Annotated in this window: 16 protein-coding genes; 9 read left to right on the top strand and 7 right to left on the bottom strand. The window is 65.8% G+C overall.

Translation table 11 applies throughout. The annotated features are described in order from the left end of the window. Positions 1 to 115: 115 nt before the first annotated feature. Complete coding sequence (locus tag JQ573_RS31815) at positions 116 to 997, top strand: 3-hydroxybutyryl-CoA dehydrogenase (RefSeq protein WP_097674094.1); 882 nt, start codon at positions 116 to 118, stop codon at positions 995 to 997. Between the two features lie 14 nt (positions 998 to 1,011). On the opposite strand, the gene JQ573_RS40690 is transcribed toward JQ573_RS31815, so the two are convergent. From JQ573_RS40690 to JQ573_RS31805, 3 genes are read right to left on the bottom strand one after another with little or no spacing between them, the layout of a single operon-like run. Continuing rightward, the gene (locus JQ573_RS40690) at positions 1,012 to 1,137 is read right to left on the bottom strand and encodes a hypothetical protein (protein ID WP_283815130.1); all 126 of its coding nucleotides are present in this window, start codon (positions 1,135 to 1,137) and stop codon (positions 1,012 to 1,014) included. Beyond that, a complete protein-coding gene (locus JQ573_RS31810; RefSeq protein WP_249132579.1) occupies positions 1,134 to 2,345 on the bottom strand; it encodes a pyridoxal phosphate-dependent aminotransferase in 1,212 nt (403 codons plus the stop codon). Before JQ573_RS31810 ends, JQ573_RS40690 begins: the two co-directional genes overlap by 4 nt. Further along, positions 2,342 to 2,725, bottom strand: a complete 384-nt coding sequence (locus JQ573_RS31805) for a tautomerase family protein (protein ID WP_212318266.1) — start codon at positions 2,723 to 2,725, stop codon at positions 2,342 to 2,344. Before JQ573_RS31805 ends, JQ573_RS31810 begins: the two co-directional genes overlap by 4 nt. Before the next feature lie 114 nt (positions 2,726 to 2,839). On the opposite strand from JQ573_RS31805, the gene JQ573_RS31800 reads away from it, so the two are divergent. Then, positions 2,840 to 3,691, top strand: a complete 852-nt coding sequence (locus JQ573_RS31800; RefSeq protein ID WP_212318264.1) for a LysR substrate-binding domain-containing protein — start codon at positions 2,840 to 2,842, stop codon at positions 3,689 to 3,691. Between the two features lie 22 nt (positions 3,692 to 3,713). On the opposite strand, the gene JQ573_RS31795 is transcribed toward JQ573_RS31800, so the two are convergent. Next, complete coding sequence (locus JQ573_RS31795; RefSeq protein WP_212318262.1) at positions 3,714 to 4,082, bottom strand: chlorophyllide reductase; 369 nt, start codon at positions 4,080 to 4,082, stop codon at positions 3,714 to 3,716. An 85-nt stretch (positions 4,083 to 4,167) separates the two neighbouring features. Between JQ573_RS31795 and JQ573_RS31790 the strand changes: the two genes are divergently transcribed. From JQ573_RS31790 to JQ573_RS31780, 3 genes are all read left to right on the top strand, one after another. After that, positions 4,168 to 4,743, top strand: a complete 576-nt coding sequence (locus JQ573_RS31790; protein ID WP_212318260.1) for a DUF2975 domain-containing protein — start codon at positions 4,168 to 4,170, stop codon at positions 4,741 to 4,743. Positions 4,744 to 4,753: 10 nt separating this feature from the next. Next, positions 4,754 to 4,972, top strand: a complete 219-nt coding sequence (locus JQ573_RS31785; protein ID WP_212318258.1) for a helix-turn-helix transcriptional regulator — start codon at positions 4,754 to 4,756, stop codon at positions 4,970 to 4,972. Between the two features lie 68 nt (positions 4,973 to 5,040). After that, complete coding sequence (locus JQ573_RS31780; RefSeq protein ID WP_092123268.1) at positions 5,041 to 5,229, top strand: putative motility protein; 189 nt, start codon at positions 5,041 to 5,043, stop codon at positions 5,227 to 5,229. On the opposite strand, the gene tlpA is transcribed toward JQ573_RS31780, so the two are convergent. Then, positions 5,230 to 5,910: a thiol:disulfide interchange protein TlpA gene (tlpA, locus tag JQ573_RS31775; protein ID WP_249132578.1), complete on the bottom strand. Its 681-nt coding sequence runs from the start codon at positions 5,908 to 5,910 to the stop codon at positions 5,230 to 5,232. Between the two features lie 128 nt (positions 5,911 to 6,038). Here tlpA and argH point away from each other — a divergent pair, with 128 nt between their 5' ends. The 3 genes from argH to lysA all read left to right on the top strand — a co-directional run bounded on the left by argH (position 6,039) and on the right by lysA (position 9,080). After that, a complete protein-coding gene (gene argH, locus JQ573_RS31770; protein WP_212318255.1) occupies positions 6,039 to 7,436 on the top strand; it encodes an argininosuccinate lyase in 1,398 nt (465 codons plus the stop codon). A 92-nt stretch (positions 7,437 to 7,528) separates the two neighbouring features. Beyond that, positions 7,529 to 7,798 carry an LPS translocon maturation chaperone LptM gene (gene lptM, locus JQ573_RS31765; protein ID WP_212318253.1) on the top strand — a complete coding sequence of 90 codons (270 nt, stop codon included), beginning with the start codon at positions 7,529 to 7,531 and terminating at the stop codon, positions 7,796 to 7,798. A 16-nt stretch (positions 7,799 to 7,814) separates the two neighbouring features. Then, positions 7,815 to 9,080 (top strand): diaminopimelate decarboxylase, encoded by a 1,266-nt coding sequence (gene lysA / locus JQ573_RS31760; RefSeq protein ID WP_212318251.1) that lies wholly within the window; start codon positions 7,815 to 7,817, stop codon positions 9,078 to 9,080. Positions 9,081 to 9,260: 180 nt separating this feature from the next. Here lysA and JQ573_RS31755 read toward each other — a convergent pair whose 3' ends face one another. Then, on the bottom strand, positions 9,261 to 10,172 hold the full coding sequence (locus JQ573_RS31755; RefSeq protein ID WP_212318250.1) for an NAD(P)-dependent oxidoreductase: 912 nt from the start codon (positions 10,170 to 10,172) through the stop codon (positions 9,261 to 9,263). Between the two features lie 98 nt (positions 10,173 to 10,270). Beyond that, positions 10,271 to 10,654 (bottom strand): carboxymuconolactone decarboxylase family protein, encoded by a 384-nt coding sequence (locus JQ573_RS31750; protein ID WP_018268955.1) that lies wholly within the window; start codon positions 10,652 to 10,654, stop codon positions 10,271 to 10,273. 171 nt (positions 10,655 to 10,825) lie between these two features. Between JQ573_RS31750 and JQ573_RS31745 the strand changes: the two genes are divergently transcribed. Then, positions 10,826 to 13,465 (top strand): TIGR02302 family protein, encoded by a 2,640-nt coding sequence (locus JQ573_RS31745; RefSeq protein WP_409334709.1) that lies wholly within the window; start codon positions 10,826 to 10,828, stop codon positions 13,463 to 13,465. Positions 13,466 to 13,542: the final 77 nt, after the last annotated feature.

The following is a 13,542-nucleotide window of genomic DNA, read 5'->3' as shown; positions in this document are numbered from 1 at the left end:
ACATCATGGTCCCGGGAAACGTTTTCCGGCGGATTGGGCAACCCGGAAGGCTTCACTTCGGGTATCGTTGGAATTGGGCAGGCGCGACATGCGCGCCGTTCCGGTGGATGACAAGATGACGGTGGCAATCAAAAAGGTCGGCGTGATCGGTTCGGGCCAGATGGGCAATGGTATTGCCCATGTGGCGGCGCTGGCCGGTTTCGACGTGGTGCTCAATGACGTCTCCGCGGACCGGCTGAAGTCGGCGCTGGCGACCATCAACGGCAATCTGACCCGCCAGGTCGCCAAGAAGGCGATCAGCGAGGGCGAGCGCAAGCAGGCGCTCGACCGCATCGCCTCCGCCGAGACGATCGATGCGCTGGCCGATTGCGATCTCGTGATCGAGACCGCGGTCGAGAAGGAAGAGACCAAGCGCAAGATCTTCCACGACGTCTGTGCGGTGCTGAAGCCGGAAGCGATCGTCGCGACCAACTCGTCGTCGATCTCGATCACACGGCTCGCTGCCTCGACCGACCGCCCGGAGAAATTCATCGGCATTCATTTCATGAATCCGGTGCCGGCGATGGAGCTAGTCGAGCTGATCCGCGGCATCGCTACCGACGACACGACCTTCGACACCGCCAAGGCGTTCGTCGCCAAGCTCGGCAAGCAGGTCGCGGTGTCGGAGGATTTCCCCGCCTTCATCGTCAACCGCATCCTGCTGCCGATGATCAACGAGGCGATCTACACGCTGTATGAAGGCGTCGGTAACGTCGAGGCGATCGATGCCGCGATGAAGCTCGGCGCGCACCACCCGATGGGCCCGCTCGAGCTCGCCGATTTCATCGGCCTCGACACCTGCCTGTCGATCATGCAGGTGCTGCATGAGGGGCTCGCCGACTCCAAATACCGGCCGTGCCCGCTGCTGGTGAAATACGTCGAGGCCGGCTGGCTCGGACGCAAGAGCCAGCGCGGCTTCTACGACTACCGCGGCGACAAGCCGGTCCCGACGCGGTAATCCACGCGCTCTCGTCAGATCAGTGTCCGCAGCAGTGCAAGCGTCGCGGGCACGAGACCTGCAATCATCGCCACGCCCATTCCAAGTCCGAGCAGATGCGCCGTCAGCGCGAGGCGTTGGATCTGCCCGTGCGCTGTCATTGCAGTGCCTCGCAAGCGCGTTTCAGACGCCTTCCGGCCTCCTCGATGATCGATGACGGGTTGGCGAAGCTGACCCGAATAAAAGGTGACAGCCCGAGATCCTCGCCGGGAAATACCACCAGATCGGCTTGCTCAAGCAGGTAGGTCGCAAAATCGCGGTCGGTCGCAATCAGCTTGCCGTCGGCAGCGCGCTTGCCGATCACGCCGGCGCAACTGACCAGCAGATAGAACGTGCCTTCGGGCGGCGTGCAGGAGAGCCCGCTGCATCCGTTCACGCGTTCGGCAAAGCGGTCACGCCTCGCGCGAAGGATGGCGGCGCGCTCGGCCAGCACATCCTGCGCGCCTTCGAGCGCCGTGACCGCGGCGGCCTGGCTGATCGACGAGGCGCCGGACGTGGTCTGCGACTGGATCGTGATCATCGCGCGGATCAGCGCCGATGGTCCCGCGGCATAGCCGATGCGCCATCCCATCATGGCGTAGCTCTTGGCGAGGCCGCTGACGGTCAGCGTCCGCGGCTTCAGGCGCGGTTCGATCTGCGCAAGCGTCGGCGCGGGCGCGCCATCGAACACGATGTGCTCGTAGAGCCCATCGGCAAGCACCCAGATGTCCGGATGCTGCAAGAGGATCGCGGCGATGTCAGCTAGGTCCTCCAGAGAATAGACTGCACCGGAAGGATTGACCGGGTTGTTGATCACGACCCAGCGCGTTCGCGCCGATATCGCCGCCTGCAAATCCTCCGCACGCAGCTTGAAGCCATTGTTCTGTGCGCACGGCACGACCACCGGCGTGCCGCCCGCCAGCCGCACCTGATCGAGATAGGGCGCCCAATACGGCGCAGGGATGATCACATCATCGCCGGGTGCCAGCGTCGCGAGTAGCGCGTTGAACAGCGCCTGGGTCGAGCCGTTGGTGATGAGGATCTCATCCAGCCGATAGTCGAGGCGATGGTCGCGCAGCAGCGCGGCCTGCACCGCCCGCTTTAGCTCCGGCGTGCCGTCGACATCGGTGTAACGGGTTTCGCCGCGCAATGCCGCTTCATGCGCCGCCGCGATCACATGGTCAGGTGTCGGGAAGTCGAGATTGCCCGACGACAGCTCGATGATGTCGCGTCCGGCGGCGCGCAGTTCACGGGCGCGACGGCGCAGCACGGACGCCGGCGATGCCTTGATGCCGCTCATGCGCGGCGAGAGGGTCGGTGTCGCGGTCATCGGACGTACTGCGCCTCACCGTTGCCGAACGACCAGTTTTCCGGAAGCACCTCGACCAGGTTGATGAAGATGTCCTCGGCGCGCAGGCCGGGATTCTCGGTCAGCAGTTCGGCGATGCGTCGGTAGAGCCTCTGCTTCTGCGCCACCGGGCGGGTGTTGCTGACCGTGATCTGAATGATGACCAGATCGTCGCTGCGCCTGATGCCGAGATAGTCGGCGCCGTAGGCGAAACCGTCGTCATCGTGCTCGGAGATCGTCATGAAGCGATCGCCTTCCGGCACATCGAAGGTTTCGCGCATGGCGCGATAGAGGCTCTCGAGAATGGCCTTGCGGTAGGCGGCGGGCTTGCCCCGCCGCAGGGAGACGCGGGTCAGCGGCATGATGATGGCTCTCCTGGAGGCGATCGTTGCGTGCAGCCAATCCTAGGGGCTTGTTGATCATTGAAAAACGGTATGATATCGCATTTCAATGATTGTCAATTTAAATGTCTGGCCATGAAGGCGCTCGACGTCGAGGCGGTGCAGGCCTTTGTCCTGGTCGCCGACCTCAGCAGCTTCACGCGCGCGGCGCAGGCCATGGAGACCACGCAGTCCGCGGTCAGCCTGAAGATCAGGCGGCTGGAAGATGGGCTCGGCCGCCGGCTGCTGGAGCGAACGCCGCGGCTGGTTCGACTGTCAGCGGAAGGCACCGCCTTCCTCGGTGCGGCGCGCAATCTGGTGGCCGCGCATCAATCGGCGATCGGGGCGTTTGCGGTCGAGCATCGTCGGCTTATCGTCGGCATCAGCCACCACATCGTCGGATCGGAATTGGCCTCGCTGTTGAAGCGGATGAACGCCACCGATCCCGGACTGGTGATCCAGTTGCATGTCGATACGTCGCGTTCGGTGCTCAGCGCATTTGACGACGGCAGGCTCGATGCCGCGATCGTGCTGCGCCACGACGCCAAGCGCCGCGATGGCGATGTGCTGTTCGAAGAACCCTTCGGCTGGATGGCCGCGCCTGATTTTCACCATCGACCGGGCGAGCCGCTGCGCCTGGCGACGCAAGCCGAGCCTTGCAGCGTGCGCGCCATGGCGGTTGAAACTCTCGACGCCGCCGGCATCGCCTGGACCGAGGCATTCGTCGGTGGTGGGCTTTCGACGATCGGGGCCGCGATATCCGCCGGGCTGGCCGTTGCCGCGTTGGCGCGCCGGGTGGCGCCGGCCGACACCGTCGACCTCGGGCCGCGGCTTGGCCTGCCGCCATTGCCGTCGCGCGACGTCATGCTTCACTCAAAGCTGTCGGACGCGCGGACCCGGCAGGCGCTGCGCACCCTCGGTGCGGCCTTCGCCGCGAACGCAGCCTGACCGCGCAAGCATTGTCCGCTTCTCATTCTGTCAGGCGACATCCCGCGCGCTTGAGCATGTCGCGGATGATCAGGGGCGTGGCCGGCGTCTCGGTCGCGGCGGTGGCTGCCGCGCTCGCGATCGCATCACGCGCCTGCTGCGCGTCGAGTGTCAGCCGCCGCGCGCAGGGCGGCAGGCCGCGTGCCGCATCGAGCAGCCAGCCGGCGGTTTCGCCGGTACCGGCCAGATAGGCCGTCAGCGTCTGCCGCGCGGTCGGATTGGCCGCGGCCTGGTCCAGCATGGCCCTGACCTGCGCGACCGAGATCTGCCCGCGCGATGTCGAGGGCAGCGCGTGAGCCGCGGTCGTCAATAGAAGGACGGCGCAGATGGCGTGAGCGGCACGAACGAGCATGACTTCATCTCCTGAGGCATGTTGACTTGCAGATATTAATTATCGTAAAACAATAATATCAGATCAGCAATCCCGAGGTTGAGTCATGTCCGCGTCCCTCTCGTCAGAGCTTTCCCCATCCGCGCGGCCGGCCCGCCTGGAACGCATCCGCGCGGTCAGCCGCGTGCTCGCCTATGCCTGCATCGCCATCTCGTTCGTGCTCGCGGTCGGATTGCTGGCCTATTGGCTGGCGAGCCCGGATGAGGCGATCCTGCGCGATGCAGGGCTGACCGGCATTGCGTTCCATCCGATCGGCTGGCTCGTTCGCCTGATGGGTCTGTTGGTCTCGGCGTTGCCGCTCGCCTGTCTGATCTGGGGCTTGTCGCGCGTGCGCCGCGCTTTCACGTCGTTCGCGGCAGGCCGCTTCTTCACGGCGGCAAACGTCGCGGGGTTGCGTGACCTCGCGATCGCGATGCTGCTCTCGACCCTGCTGAAGCCGGTGATCGGCGCGCTGCTCTCGATCCTGCTGAGCTGGCAAACCTACGCGCAGGGCAAGTCCGTCGTCATCGTGCTCGGCTCCGACACGCTGCTGGCGCTGCTGTTCGCGGGTCTGGTTGCGGTGACGGCCTGGGTGATGGCCGAAGCCAATGCGATCGCCGACGAGCACGCACAATTCGTCTGAGGCCTTTGCAATGCCGATCCGGGTCCGGCTCAACGTGATGCTCGCCGAGCGCAATGTGAAATCGAAGGAGCTCGCCGAATATGTCGGGATCACCGAGGCCAATCTGTCTCTGCTCAAGCAGGGCAAGGTGAAGGGCGTCAGGTTCGATACGTTGGAGCGGATCTGCACCTACCTGAAGTGCCAGCCCGGCGACTTGCTGCGCCATGACGACGACGATGCGTCAGCCTGACGCGGCCACCCGTTACCCAAGCATTAACTTTCGCGCGCTACGCAAAAGCAAGCTTTGGAGTGCCGCGTATGGACATGATGAGCATGGTGTCGAGCATCCTGTCGATGCAGCAGGGCAATTTGCAGGGGCAGATCGCGACCCGCGTGACCAAGCAGAACCTCGATGCGGAAAAGTTCGCGGTTCAGACCCTGCTCGGTACGCCGTCGACCGCCAATCTCGGTCCCGGCGTCGGTGGCAACCTCAACGCCGTCGCCTGATCAGAACCCCGCCGCGGCCGGGGCTAGCGCCGCCTTCACCAGCTTGATCGCATCGTCGCTCGCCCATTCGGCGGGACCGGCGATATTGGCGATTTCGCAGCCCTTGCCGTCGATCAGCACCGACGTCGGCATGCCCAGCGCCTTGCCTATGTTCTTAAGGTCCTGAAAGACCTTGGCTTTCTGGTCGCTGAAATAGCCGAGATTGGTCAGATTGGCTTCCTTCAGGAAGTTCTTCGGCTTGTCCGGATCGCGCGTGTCGATGTTGATCGCAACCACCTCGAAATCCTTGCCGCCGAGCTTGGTCTGCAGGCTGTCGAGCGCCGGCATTTCCTTGCGGCAGGGCACGCACCAGGTCGCCCACAGATTGACCAGCACCGTCTTGCCGCGCCAGTCAGAGAGTTTCTTCGGCTGGCCGTTGGCGTCCTCGAAGGTCAGGTCGGGAAGCCGGAGCGGCGTAGTCGCCATGGTCAGCGCCGCGACCTCGCCATGGGCGAGCGGGGCGATCTTCTTGGCCAGATCCACCGCGCTGTTGCAGGCGATATCGCCGCCGGCGGGATGCCTGAGGCCGGAGACGCCGACATAGCCGATCACGGCCCCGGCCAGCACGGCGCCGATCACCAGCGGGATGCGCCATTTGGCCGTCGGCTTGGCGGTCGGTTCGGATGGGGTCGTCTCGGGCATATCGTTTGTCATCCTGGGTCAGATATGGCTATGCAGTGCCGGGAATACGTCCGGAACCGCCATGCTGTTTCGCCACTACGGCCAAAGAAACAGCACGGCCTGAAATACAAATTCGTGAGCGAGATGTCATGAGCAACAAGATGTGGGGCGGCCGGTTCTCGGAGCGTCCCGACGCCATCATGGAGGAAATCAACGTCTCCATCGACGTCGACCGTCACCTTTACGCCCAGGACATTGCCGCGTCCAAGGCCCACGCCGCGATGCTCGCCGCGCAGGGCATCATCACCTCAGCTGATGCGAAAAATATCGGCAAAGGTCTAGACACGATTTTGTCAGAAATCGGCAAGGGTGATTTCGATTTCAAGCGCGCGCTTGAGGACATCCATATGAATGTCGAGTCGCGGCTGTCCGAATTGATCGGGCCCGCGGCGGGCCGGCTGCACACCGCGCGCTCGCGCAACGACCAGGTCGCGACCGATTTCCGGCTCTATGTCCGCGACACGATCGACGAGACCGAAGCCGCGCTGGCCGCGTTCCAGCAGGCGCTGGTCGCCCGCGCGCTCGAGCATGCCGGAACCGTGATGCCGGGCTTCACCCATCTGCAGACCGCGCAGCCCGTGACCTTCGGTCATCACCTCCTGGCCTATGTCGAGATGGCCGGCCGCGACCGCGGCCGCTTTATCGACGCGCGCAAGCGGCTGAACGAATCGCCGCTCGGCGCCGCTGCGCTCGCCGGCACCTCGTTTCCGATCGACCGCACGGCGACCGCCAGGGCGCTCGGCTTCGACCGGCCGATGGCCAATTCGCTCGACGCGGTGTCCGACCGCGATTTCGTGCTGGAAACGCTGTCGGCGGCGGCGATCTGCGCGGTGCATATGTCACGCTTCGCCGAGGAGATCGTGATCTGGACCTCGCCGCTGGTCGGTCTCGTCAAGCTCAGCGACAAGTTCACCACCGGCTCGTCAATCATGCCGCAGAAGCGCAACCCGGACGCGGCCGAACTCGTGCGCGCCAAGACCGGCCGCGTGATCGGTGCGCTGACCGCGCTGCTGATCGTGATGAAGGGCCTGCCGCTCGCCTATCAAAAGGACATGCAGGAGGACAAGCAGGGCGCCATGGAGGCGTTCAAGGCGCTGTCGCTCGCGATCCGCGCCATGACCGGCATGGTCGAGGACCTGGTGCCGGACGAAGCCAAGATGAAGGCCGCGGCCGGCGAGGGCTATGCCACCGCGACCGATCTGGCCGACTGGCTGGTGCGCACCCTGAAAATGCCGTTCCGCGAGGCCCACCACGTGACCGGACGCATCGTCGGCCTGGCCTCGGCACAGGGCGTGGCGCTGCACGAGCTGCCACTGAAGGCCATGCAGGAGGTCGAGCCGAAGATTACGGCAGAGGCGCTGAAGGTGCTCAGCGTCGAATCCTCGGTCAAGAGCCGGACCTCGTTTGGCGGCACGGCGCCGAAGAATGTGATGGCGCAGGCCAAAGCCTGGGCCAAGCGGCTGGAAAAAGAGCGAAAATTGGGCTGATCCGGAAAATTTGGCCGTGATTTCATGGCGCTCCGCCTCTCGCCAGAGCACGCCAATGTTTGTATGGTGCCGCCCGAATTGGGGAATTCGTCGTGATTAGCAAGAACCGCCTGACCCCCTCGGGATGGGCCATCATTGTGCTGAGCGCTGCAACGCTTGCGCTCGGCGGCTGCGGCCGCAAGGGACCGCTCGACCTGCCGCCGACCGCGAACGCCGCGCCGGCCACAGCACCGGGCGACACCGAGAGCGAGCGGGCGGCACAGCCCAGCGTGTTCAATCCGACCTATGGCTCGGATGCCGCGCCGGCCGCGTCGAAAGGCAATAAACGGTCTTTCGTCCTCGATCCGCTGCTCGGCAACTAGTATCTAAAAGCCCGTCATGAACCATTTCGACTATCGCAACGGCGTGCTGCATGCCGAGGCGGTCAATCTCATTGAGCTGGCGGAGGCCGTCGGCACGCCGTTCTATTGCTATTCGACCGCGACGCTGGAGCGGCACTACCGCGTCTTCACCGAGGCCTTTGCCGGCGAGAAGGCGCTTGTCTGCTACGCGATGAAGGCCAACTCCAACCAGTCGGTGCTGCGCACGCTGGCCAAGCTCGGCGCCGGCGCCGACGTGGTGTCCGGCGGTGAGTTGAAGCGGGCGCTCGCGGCCGGCATTCCGCCGTCGAAGATACTGTTCTCCGGCGTCGGCAAGACCGAAAGCGAGCTCCGCGCCGCGCTCGCCGCCGACATCCTCTGCATCAATATCGAGTCCGAACCCGAGCTCGAGATGCTGTCGCGCCTTGCGGTCGAGATGAAGACGACCGCGCGCATCTCGGTGCGGGTCAATCCCGACGTCGATGCCGGCACCCACGCCAAGATCTCGACCGGCAAGTCGGAGAACAAGTTCGGCATTCCGATCGCGCGCGCCCGCGAGGTCTATGCCCGCGCGGCGAAGCTGCCGGGCATCAAGGTCACCGGCACCGATGTGCATATCGGCAGCCAGATCACCGATCTCGGTCCGCTGGAGGCCGCGTTTCGGCTGCTCGCCGAATTCGTGCAGACGCTGCGCGCCGACGGCCACGACATCTCGCATGTCGATTTCGGCGGCGGCCTCGGCATTCCCTACTACATGGATCGCGCCGCGCCGCCGGCGCCGGCCGCCTATGCCGCAATGGTCAAGCGCGTCACGCATAATCTCGGCTGCACGCTGATGTTCGAGCCGGGCCGGCTGATCGTCGGCAATGCCGGCATCCTCGTCACCCGCGTGATCCATGTGAAGCCGGGCGACGCCAAGAACTTCGTGATCATCGACGCCGCGATGAACGACCTGATCCGGCCGACGCTGTATGAGGCGCATCACGACATCCTGCCGGTGCGCCAGCCTGCGCAGGGCACACCGACCATGGTCGCCGACGTGGTCGGCCCGGTCTGCGAGACCGGCGACTATCTCGCGCTCGACCGTTCGCTGCCGCAGCCGAAGGCCGGCGATCTCCTGGCGATCATGACCGCCGGTGCCTATGGCGCGGTGCAGGCCGGCACCTACAACACGCGGGCACTGGTGCCGGAAGTGCTGGTCAAGGACGACCAGTACGCCGTGGTCCGCCCGCGCATCGACGTCGACGCGCTGATCGCGATGGACAAGCCCGCGCCCTGGTTGTGATGGCCGGTGTCGCGCCTCACTAACGGTGTCGTCGCTGCGAAAGCAGGGACCCATGACCACCGCTTGTTGTCGTTGCAGTTATCTGGGGCCACAGCCCCTTAAACCACAAACGCCTGTGGTTATGGGTCCCGGGTCGCGCTTCGCTTGCCCGGGACGACAGCGTTATTTTGTCGACGGCGCTTACTTCGCGGCGTGACTGCCGCCCTTAGCACCACCCACGATCACGCCCGCGGCCTTTTCGATCGGCTTGATCGCCGCGGTGAAGTCCGACTCCGGTCCCTCGTCGCGGATGATGACTTCCCAGAGCCGACCAACCGCCTCGGCGACTTCCATCGACAACCCGAGCGAGCGCATCTCCTCGACCGCGAGCCGCACGTCCTTCACCATCAGGCCGGTGGCGAAGCCGAAGTCGAAGCTGCGCGGCAGCACCGAACGCGGAAACTTGTCGCGGCTCGCGGTGTTCAGCCCCGAGCCCGCATTGATAACGTCGATCATCACGGCCGGATCGAGCCCGGACTTGACGCCCATCACGACAGCTTCCGAGGTCGCGACCATCGCGGTCGCCGACAGGAAGTTGTTGGCGAGCTTCATGGTCTGGCCGGAGCCCGGCTTGGTGCCGATGAAGAACACCTTGCCGATGACGTCGAGCGCGGATTTCACCAGCTCGAAATCGGCGCGCGGGCCCGACACCATCACCGCCAGCGTGCCCTTCTCGGCGCCGGAGACGCCGCCGGAGACCGGGCTGTCGATCTGCACGATGTTCTTCTTGGCTAGCAGGTCGTGGATCTTCACCGCCATCTGCGAGCCGACGGTGGAGAGATCGATGAAGCGCTTGACGCGCTTGCCCTCGATCACGCCGCCTGCGCCGGTCGCGACCTCGAGCGAGGCCTGCAGCGAGGGCAGGCTCGCCATCACGGTCTCGACGCGGTCGGCGATGTCCTTCGGTGAGGTTGCCGTTGCGGCGCCGCGCGCAACCAGCCTGTCGAGTGCGTCCTTGCTCGTGTCGAACACGGTGAGCCTGTGGCCGGCCTCGATCAGCCGGCGCGCCATCGGGAAGCCCATCTTCCCGAGGCCGATGAATCCGATTTCCATGGGTCGTGTCCTCTATGTCGTTATGTGCCGGGCCGTGCGCCCCACATTCATCGTCGTCCTGGCTTTCGCCGGGACGACGATGCGGAGGCAGCCGCGCCTCACGCCTTGTTGTCGAGCTCGGCGAACACCTCGCGCGCGATGCGGAAGCTGTCGACGCCGGCGGGAATGCCGGCATAGATCGAGACCTGCATGAAGATCTCGCGGATCTCGTCGCGCGACACGCCGTTGGTCAGCGCGCCCTTGATGTGCGCCTTCAGCTCGTGCGGCCGGTTCAGGATCGAGATCATGGCGAGGTTCAGCATGCTGCGCGTCTTGCGCGGCAATTCCTCGCGGCCCCAGACCGCGCCCCAGCAATATTCCGTGACGAGTTCCTGGAACGGCTTGTTGAAGCTGTCCGAATTCTTCAGCGCATTGTTGACATAGGCCTCGCCGAGCACCGCCTTGCGGATTTCGAGCCCCTTGTCGTGTGTTTTTTGGTCCATGTCGTTTCCTCATGCGTAAGGCGTTGGTTCGGCCGGGACGTTACGGGGTCGAACCGCCGCAGTCACGCCTTCGTGTTATGCGTATTTCCCGGTGTGGGTTACGTCCCGGAACGGGTGCCTCAAAGCCGCCGCTGTGCTAGGCTGACCTGCCGGCTACCCCGGAGATTCTTATTGAGCGGAGCCAACATCGACCCGTCTGAGAACCCGTCACGCGCCGTCAACGACAGCGATGCGGACGCGCGGCTGAAGCTGACGCAACTGAAGCTGACCGAGGCTCTGCAGCGGGCGAAATTCGCGATTGCGTGGGAGCGGGCGTGGCCGCATCTGGCGCGGTTCCTGACGGTCGCCGGTCTGTTCCTGGTCGCGTCCTGGGCCGGGCTGTGGCTGCTGCTGCCGTTTGCCGCACGCGTGGCCGGCGCCGCCCTGTTCGGCATTGCCGCGCTCGCGGTGCTGGCGCCGCTGCTGCGCTTCCGCTGGCCGAGCCGCGAGGAGGGCCTGGGCCGGCTCGACCGCGGCGCCGGCGTCCGCCATCGCCCCGCGACCACGCTCTCCGACACGCTCACCAACAAGGATCCGTTCGCGCTGGCGCTGTGGCAGGCGCAGCGCGAGCGCACACTGGCCTCGATCAAGCGCATCCGCGCCGGCCTGCCGCGGCCGCGCGTCTCGCTGCACGACCCCTGGGCGCTGCGCGCGCTGGTCATCGTGATGCTGGTCGCGACCTATGTCGCCGCCGGTGACGAGCGTGGCCTGCGGGTCGCCTCCGCGTTCGACTGGAACGGCATCATGGCGCCGGCCAATGTCCGGGTCGACGCCTGGGTGACGCCGCCGAACTACACCGGCAAGCCGCCGATCATCCTGTCCAACGCCAACAAGGACGCCAACGCGGCCGACAGCACCCCGCTTGCGGTTCCGGCCGGCAGCACGCTTTTGGTGCGCTCCAGCGGCGGCACCATCGACGTCGTGGTCGGCGGCGGCGTCGCCGAGGTCGCGCCGGAGGGGCAGGCGCCGAAGGGCACCAATGAGCGGCATTTCAAGATCACCGGCGACGGCACCGCGCATGTCCGCGCCCCGGCCGGCCAGCCGCAGTGGAAGTTCACCGCGACGCCGGACCGTCCGCCGTCGATTGCGCTCGCCAAGGATCCGGAGCGGCAGGCGCGTGGCGCCCTGCAGATGTCCTACAGGCTCGAGGACGATTACGGCGTGACCGAAGCGCGCGCGCAGTTCGCGGCGCGGCCGGGCGATGCGCCCAAGGATGCGGCCAAGGATGCCGACGGCAAGGCCGCGCAGCCGCGTCCGCTGTTCGAGCCGCCGCAATTTCCGCTGGTGCTGCCGAATGCGCGCACCCGCAACGGCGTCGGCCAGACCGTCAAGGACCTCAGCGAGGACCCTTACGCCGGCGCCGATGTGACGCTGACGCTGACCGCGAAGGACGAGGCCGGCAATGAGGGCAAGAGCGAGCCCTTCAACATGCGCCTCCCCGAGCGCCTGTTCACCAAGCCCCTGGCGCGCGCGCTGATCGAGCAGCGCCGCATCCTGGCGCTCGATGCCAACCAGAACGGCCAGGTCTACGCCGCGCTCGACGCGCTGATGATCGCGCCGGAAATGTTCATGCCGGAAACCGGCTATTACCTCGGCCTCCACACCGTGAGCCGCCAGCTCGAGGCGGCGCGCACCGACGACCAACTGCGCGATGTCGTCGCCAGCCTGTGGGCGCTCGCCGTCACCATCGAGGACGGCAACATCAGTGATGTCGACAAGGCGCTGCGCGCGGCGCAGGACGCGCTGAAGCAGGCGCTGGAGCGCGGTGCGAGCGACGAGGAGATCAAGAAGCTCACCGACAATCTGCGTGCGGCGCTGGACAATTTCCTGCGCCAGATGGTCGAGCAGTTCCGCAACAATCCGCAGCAGCTCGCGCGCCCGCTCGATCCCAATGCCAAGGTCCTGAGCCAGCAGGATCTCAAGAACATGCTCGATCGCATGGAGCGGCTGTCGCGCTCCGGCGACAAGGATGCGGCGCGGCAGTTGCTGGAACAGATGCAGCAGATGCTGGAAAACCTGCAGATGGCGCAGCCCAACCAGGGCGACGACGACATGCAGCAGTCGCTCAACGAGCTCGGCGACATGATCCGCAAGCAGCAGCAGTTGCGCGACAAGACCTTCAAGCAGGGCCAGGATTCCCGCCGCGACCGCATGCGCGGCAAGCAGGGCGATCAGTCGATGGGCGACCTGCAGCAGGATCAGCAGGCGCTGCGCGACCGGCTGAAGAAGCTGCAGGAGGAGCTCGCCAAGCGCGGCATGGGTCCGGAGCAGCGCGGCCAGAAGGGCCAGAAGGGCCAGAAGGGGCAAGGCCAGAAGGGCGATCAGGCGCAGCAGGGCGACCAGGGCGGCGACCAGGGTGATGACGACGGCGACGGGCTCGACCAGGCCGATTCCGCGATGGGCGATGCCTCCGGACGGCTCGGCGAGGGCAATGCCGACGGTGCGGTGGATTCGCAAGGCCGCGCGCTGGATGCGTTGCGCAAGGGCGCGCAGAGCCTTGCCGACGCGATGCAGCAGGGCGACGGCGACCAGCCCGGCGATGGCCCCGGCAACCGTGCCGGCCGCCAGCAGAGCGGCGGCAACCAGACCGACCCGCTCGGCCGGCCGCTGCACGGCCGCGAGTTCGGCGACGACTACACGGTGAAGATCCCCGGCGAGATCGACGTCCAGCGCGTGCGCCGCATCCTCGAAGAGCTGCGCCGCCGCCTCGCCGATCCGTCACGGCCGCAGATCGAGCTCGACTACATCGAGCGGCTGCTGAAGGATTATTGAGCCCGCCATTCCCCTCCGCTGTCATCGCCCGGCTCGACCGGGCGACCCGGTATTCCAGAGGCGCCAGCGATGGAATC

This window comes from Bradyrhizobium sp. AUGA SZCCT0105 (assembly GCF_018129565.1).
In the GTDB taxonomy this organism is placed as follows: domain Bacteria; phylum Pseudomonadota; class Alphaproteobacteria; order Rhizobiales; family Xanthobacteraceae; genus Bradyrhizobium.
The sequence above is the reverse complement of the archived record's forward strand: the minus strand, read 5'-3'. Positions and strand labels throughout refer to the sequence as shown.

Coding starts and splice junctions, on each gene's coding strand:
- JQ573_RS31815 (WP_097674094.1), top strand. CDS start 116: ATGACGGTGGCAATCAAAAAGGTCGGCGTGATCGGTTCGGGCCAGATG.
- JQ573_RS40690 (WP_283815130.1), bottom strand. CDS start 1,137: ATGACAGCGCACGGGCAGATCCAACGCCTCGCGCTGACGGCGCATCTG.
- JQ573_RS31810 (WP_249132579.1), bottom strand. CDS start 2,345: ATGACCGCGACACCGACCCTCTCGCCGCGCATGAGCGGCATCAAGGCA.
- JQ573_RS31805 (WP_212318266.1), bottom strand. CDS start 2,725: ATGCCGCTGACCCGCGTCTCCCTGCGGCGGGGCAAGCCCGCCGCCTAC.
- JQ573_RS31800 (WP_212318264.1), top strand. CDS start 2,840: ATGAAGGCGCTCGACGTCGAGGCGGTGCAGGCCTTTGTCCTGGTCGCC.
- JQ573_RS31795 (WP_212318262.1), bottom strand. CDS start 4,082: ATGCTCGTTCGTGCCGCTCACGCCATCTGCGCCGTCCTTCTATTGACG.
- JQ573_RS31790 (WP_212318260.1), top strand. CDS start 4,168: ATGTCCGCGTCCCTCTCGTCAGAGCTTTCCCCATCCGCGCGGCCGGCC.
- JQ573_RS31785 (WP_212318258.1), top strand. CDS start 4,754: ATGCCGATCCGGGTCCGGCTCAACGTGATGCTCGCCGAGCGCAATGTG.
- JQ573_RS31780 (WP_092123268.1), top strand. CDS start 5,041: ATGGACATGATGAGCATGGTGTCGAGCATCCTGTCGATGCAGCAGGGC.
- tlpA (WP_249132578.1), bottom strand. CDS start 5,910: ATGCCCGAGACGACCCCATCCGAACCGACCGCCAAGCCGACGGCCAAA.
- argH (WP_212318255.1), top strand. CDS start 6,039: ATGAGCAACAAGATGTGGGGCGGCCGGTTCTCGGAGCGTCCCGACGCC.
- lysA (WP_212318251.1), top strand. CDS start 7,815: ATGAACCATTTCGACTATCGCAACGGCGTGCTGCATGCCGAGGCGGTC.
- JQ573_RS31755 (WP_212318250.1), bottom strand. CDS start 10,172: ATGGAAATCGGATTCATCGGCCTCGGGAAGATGGGCTTCCCGATGGCG.
- JQ573_RS31750 (WP_018268955.1), bottom strand. CDS start 10,654: ATGGACCAAAAAACACACGACAAGGGGCTCGAAATCCGCAAGGCGGTG.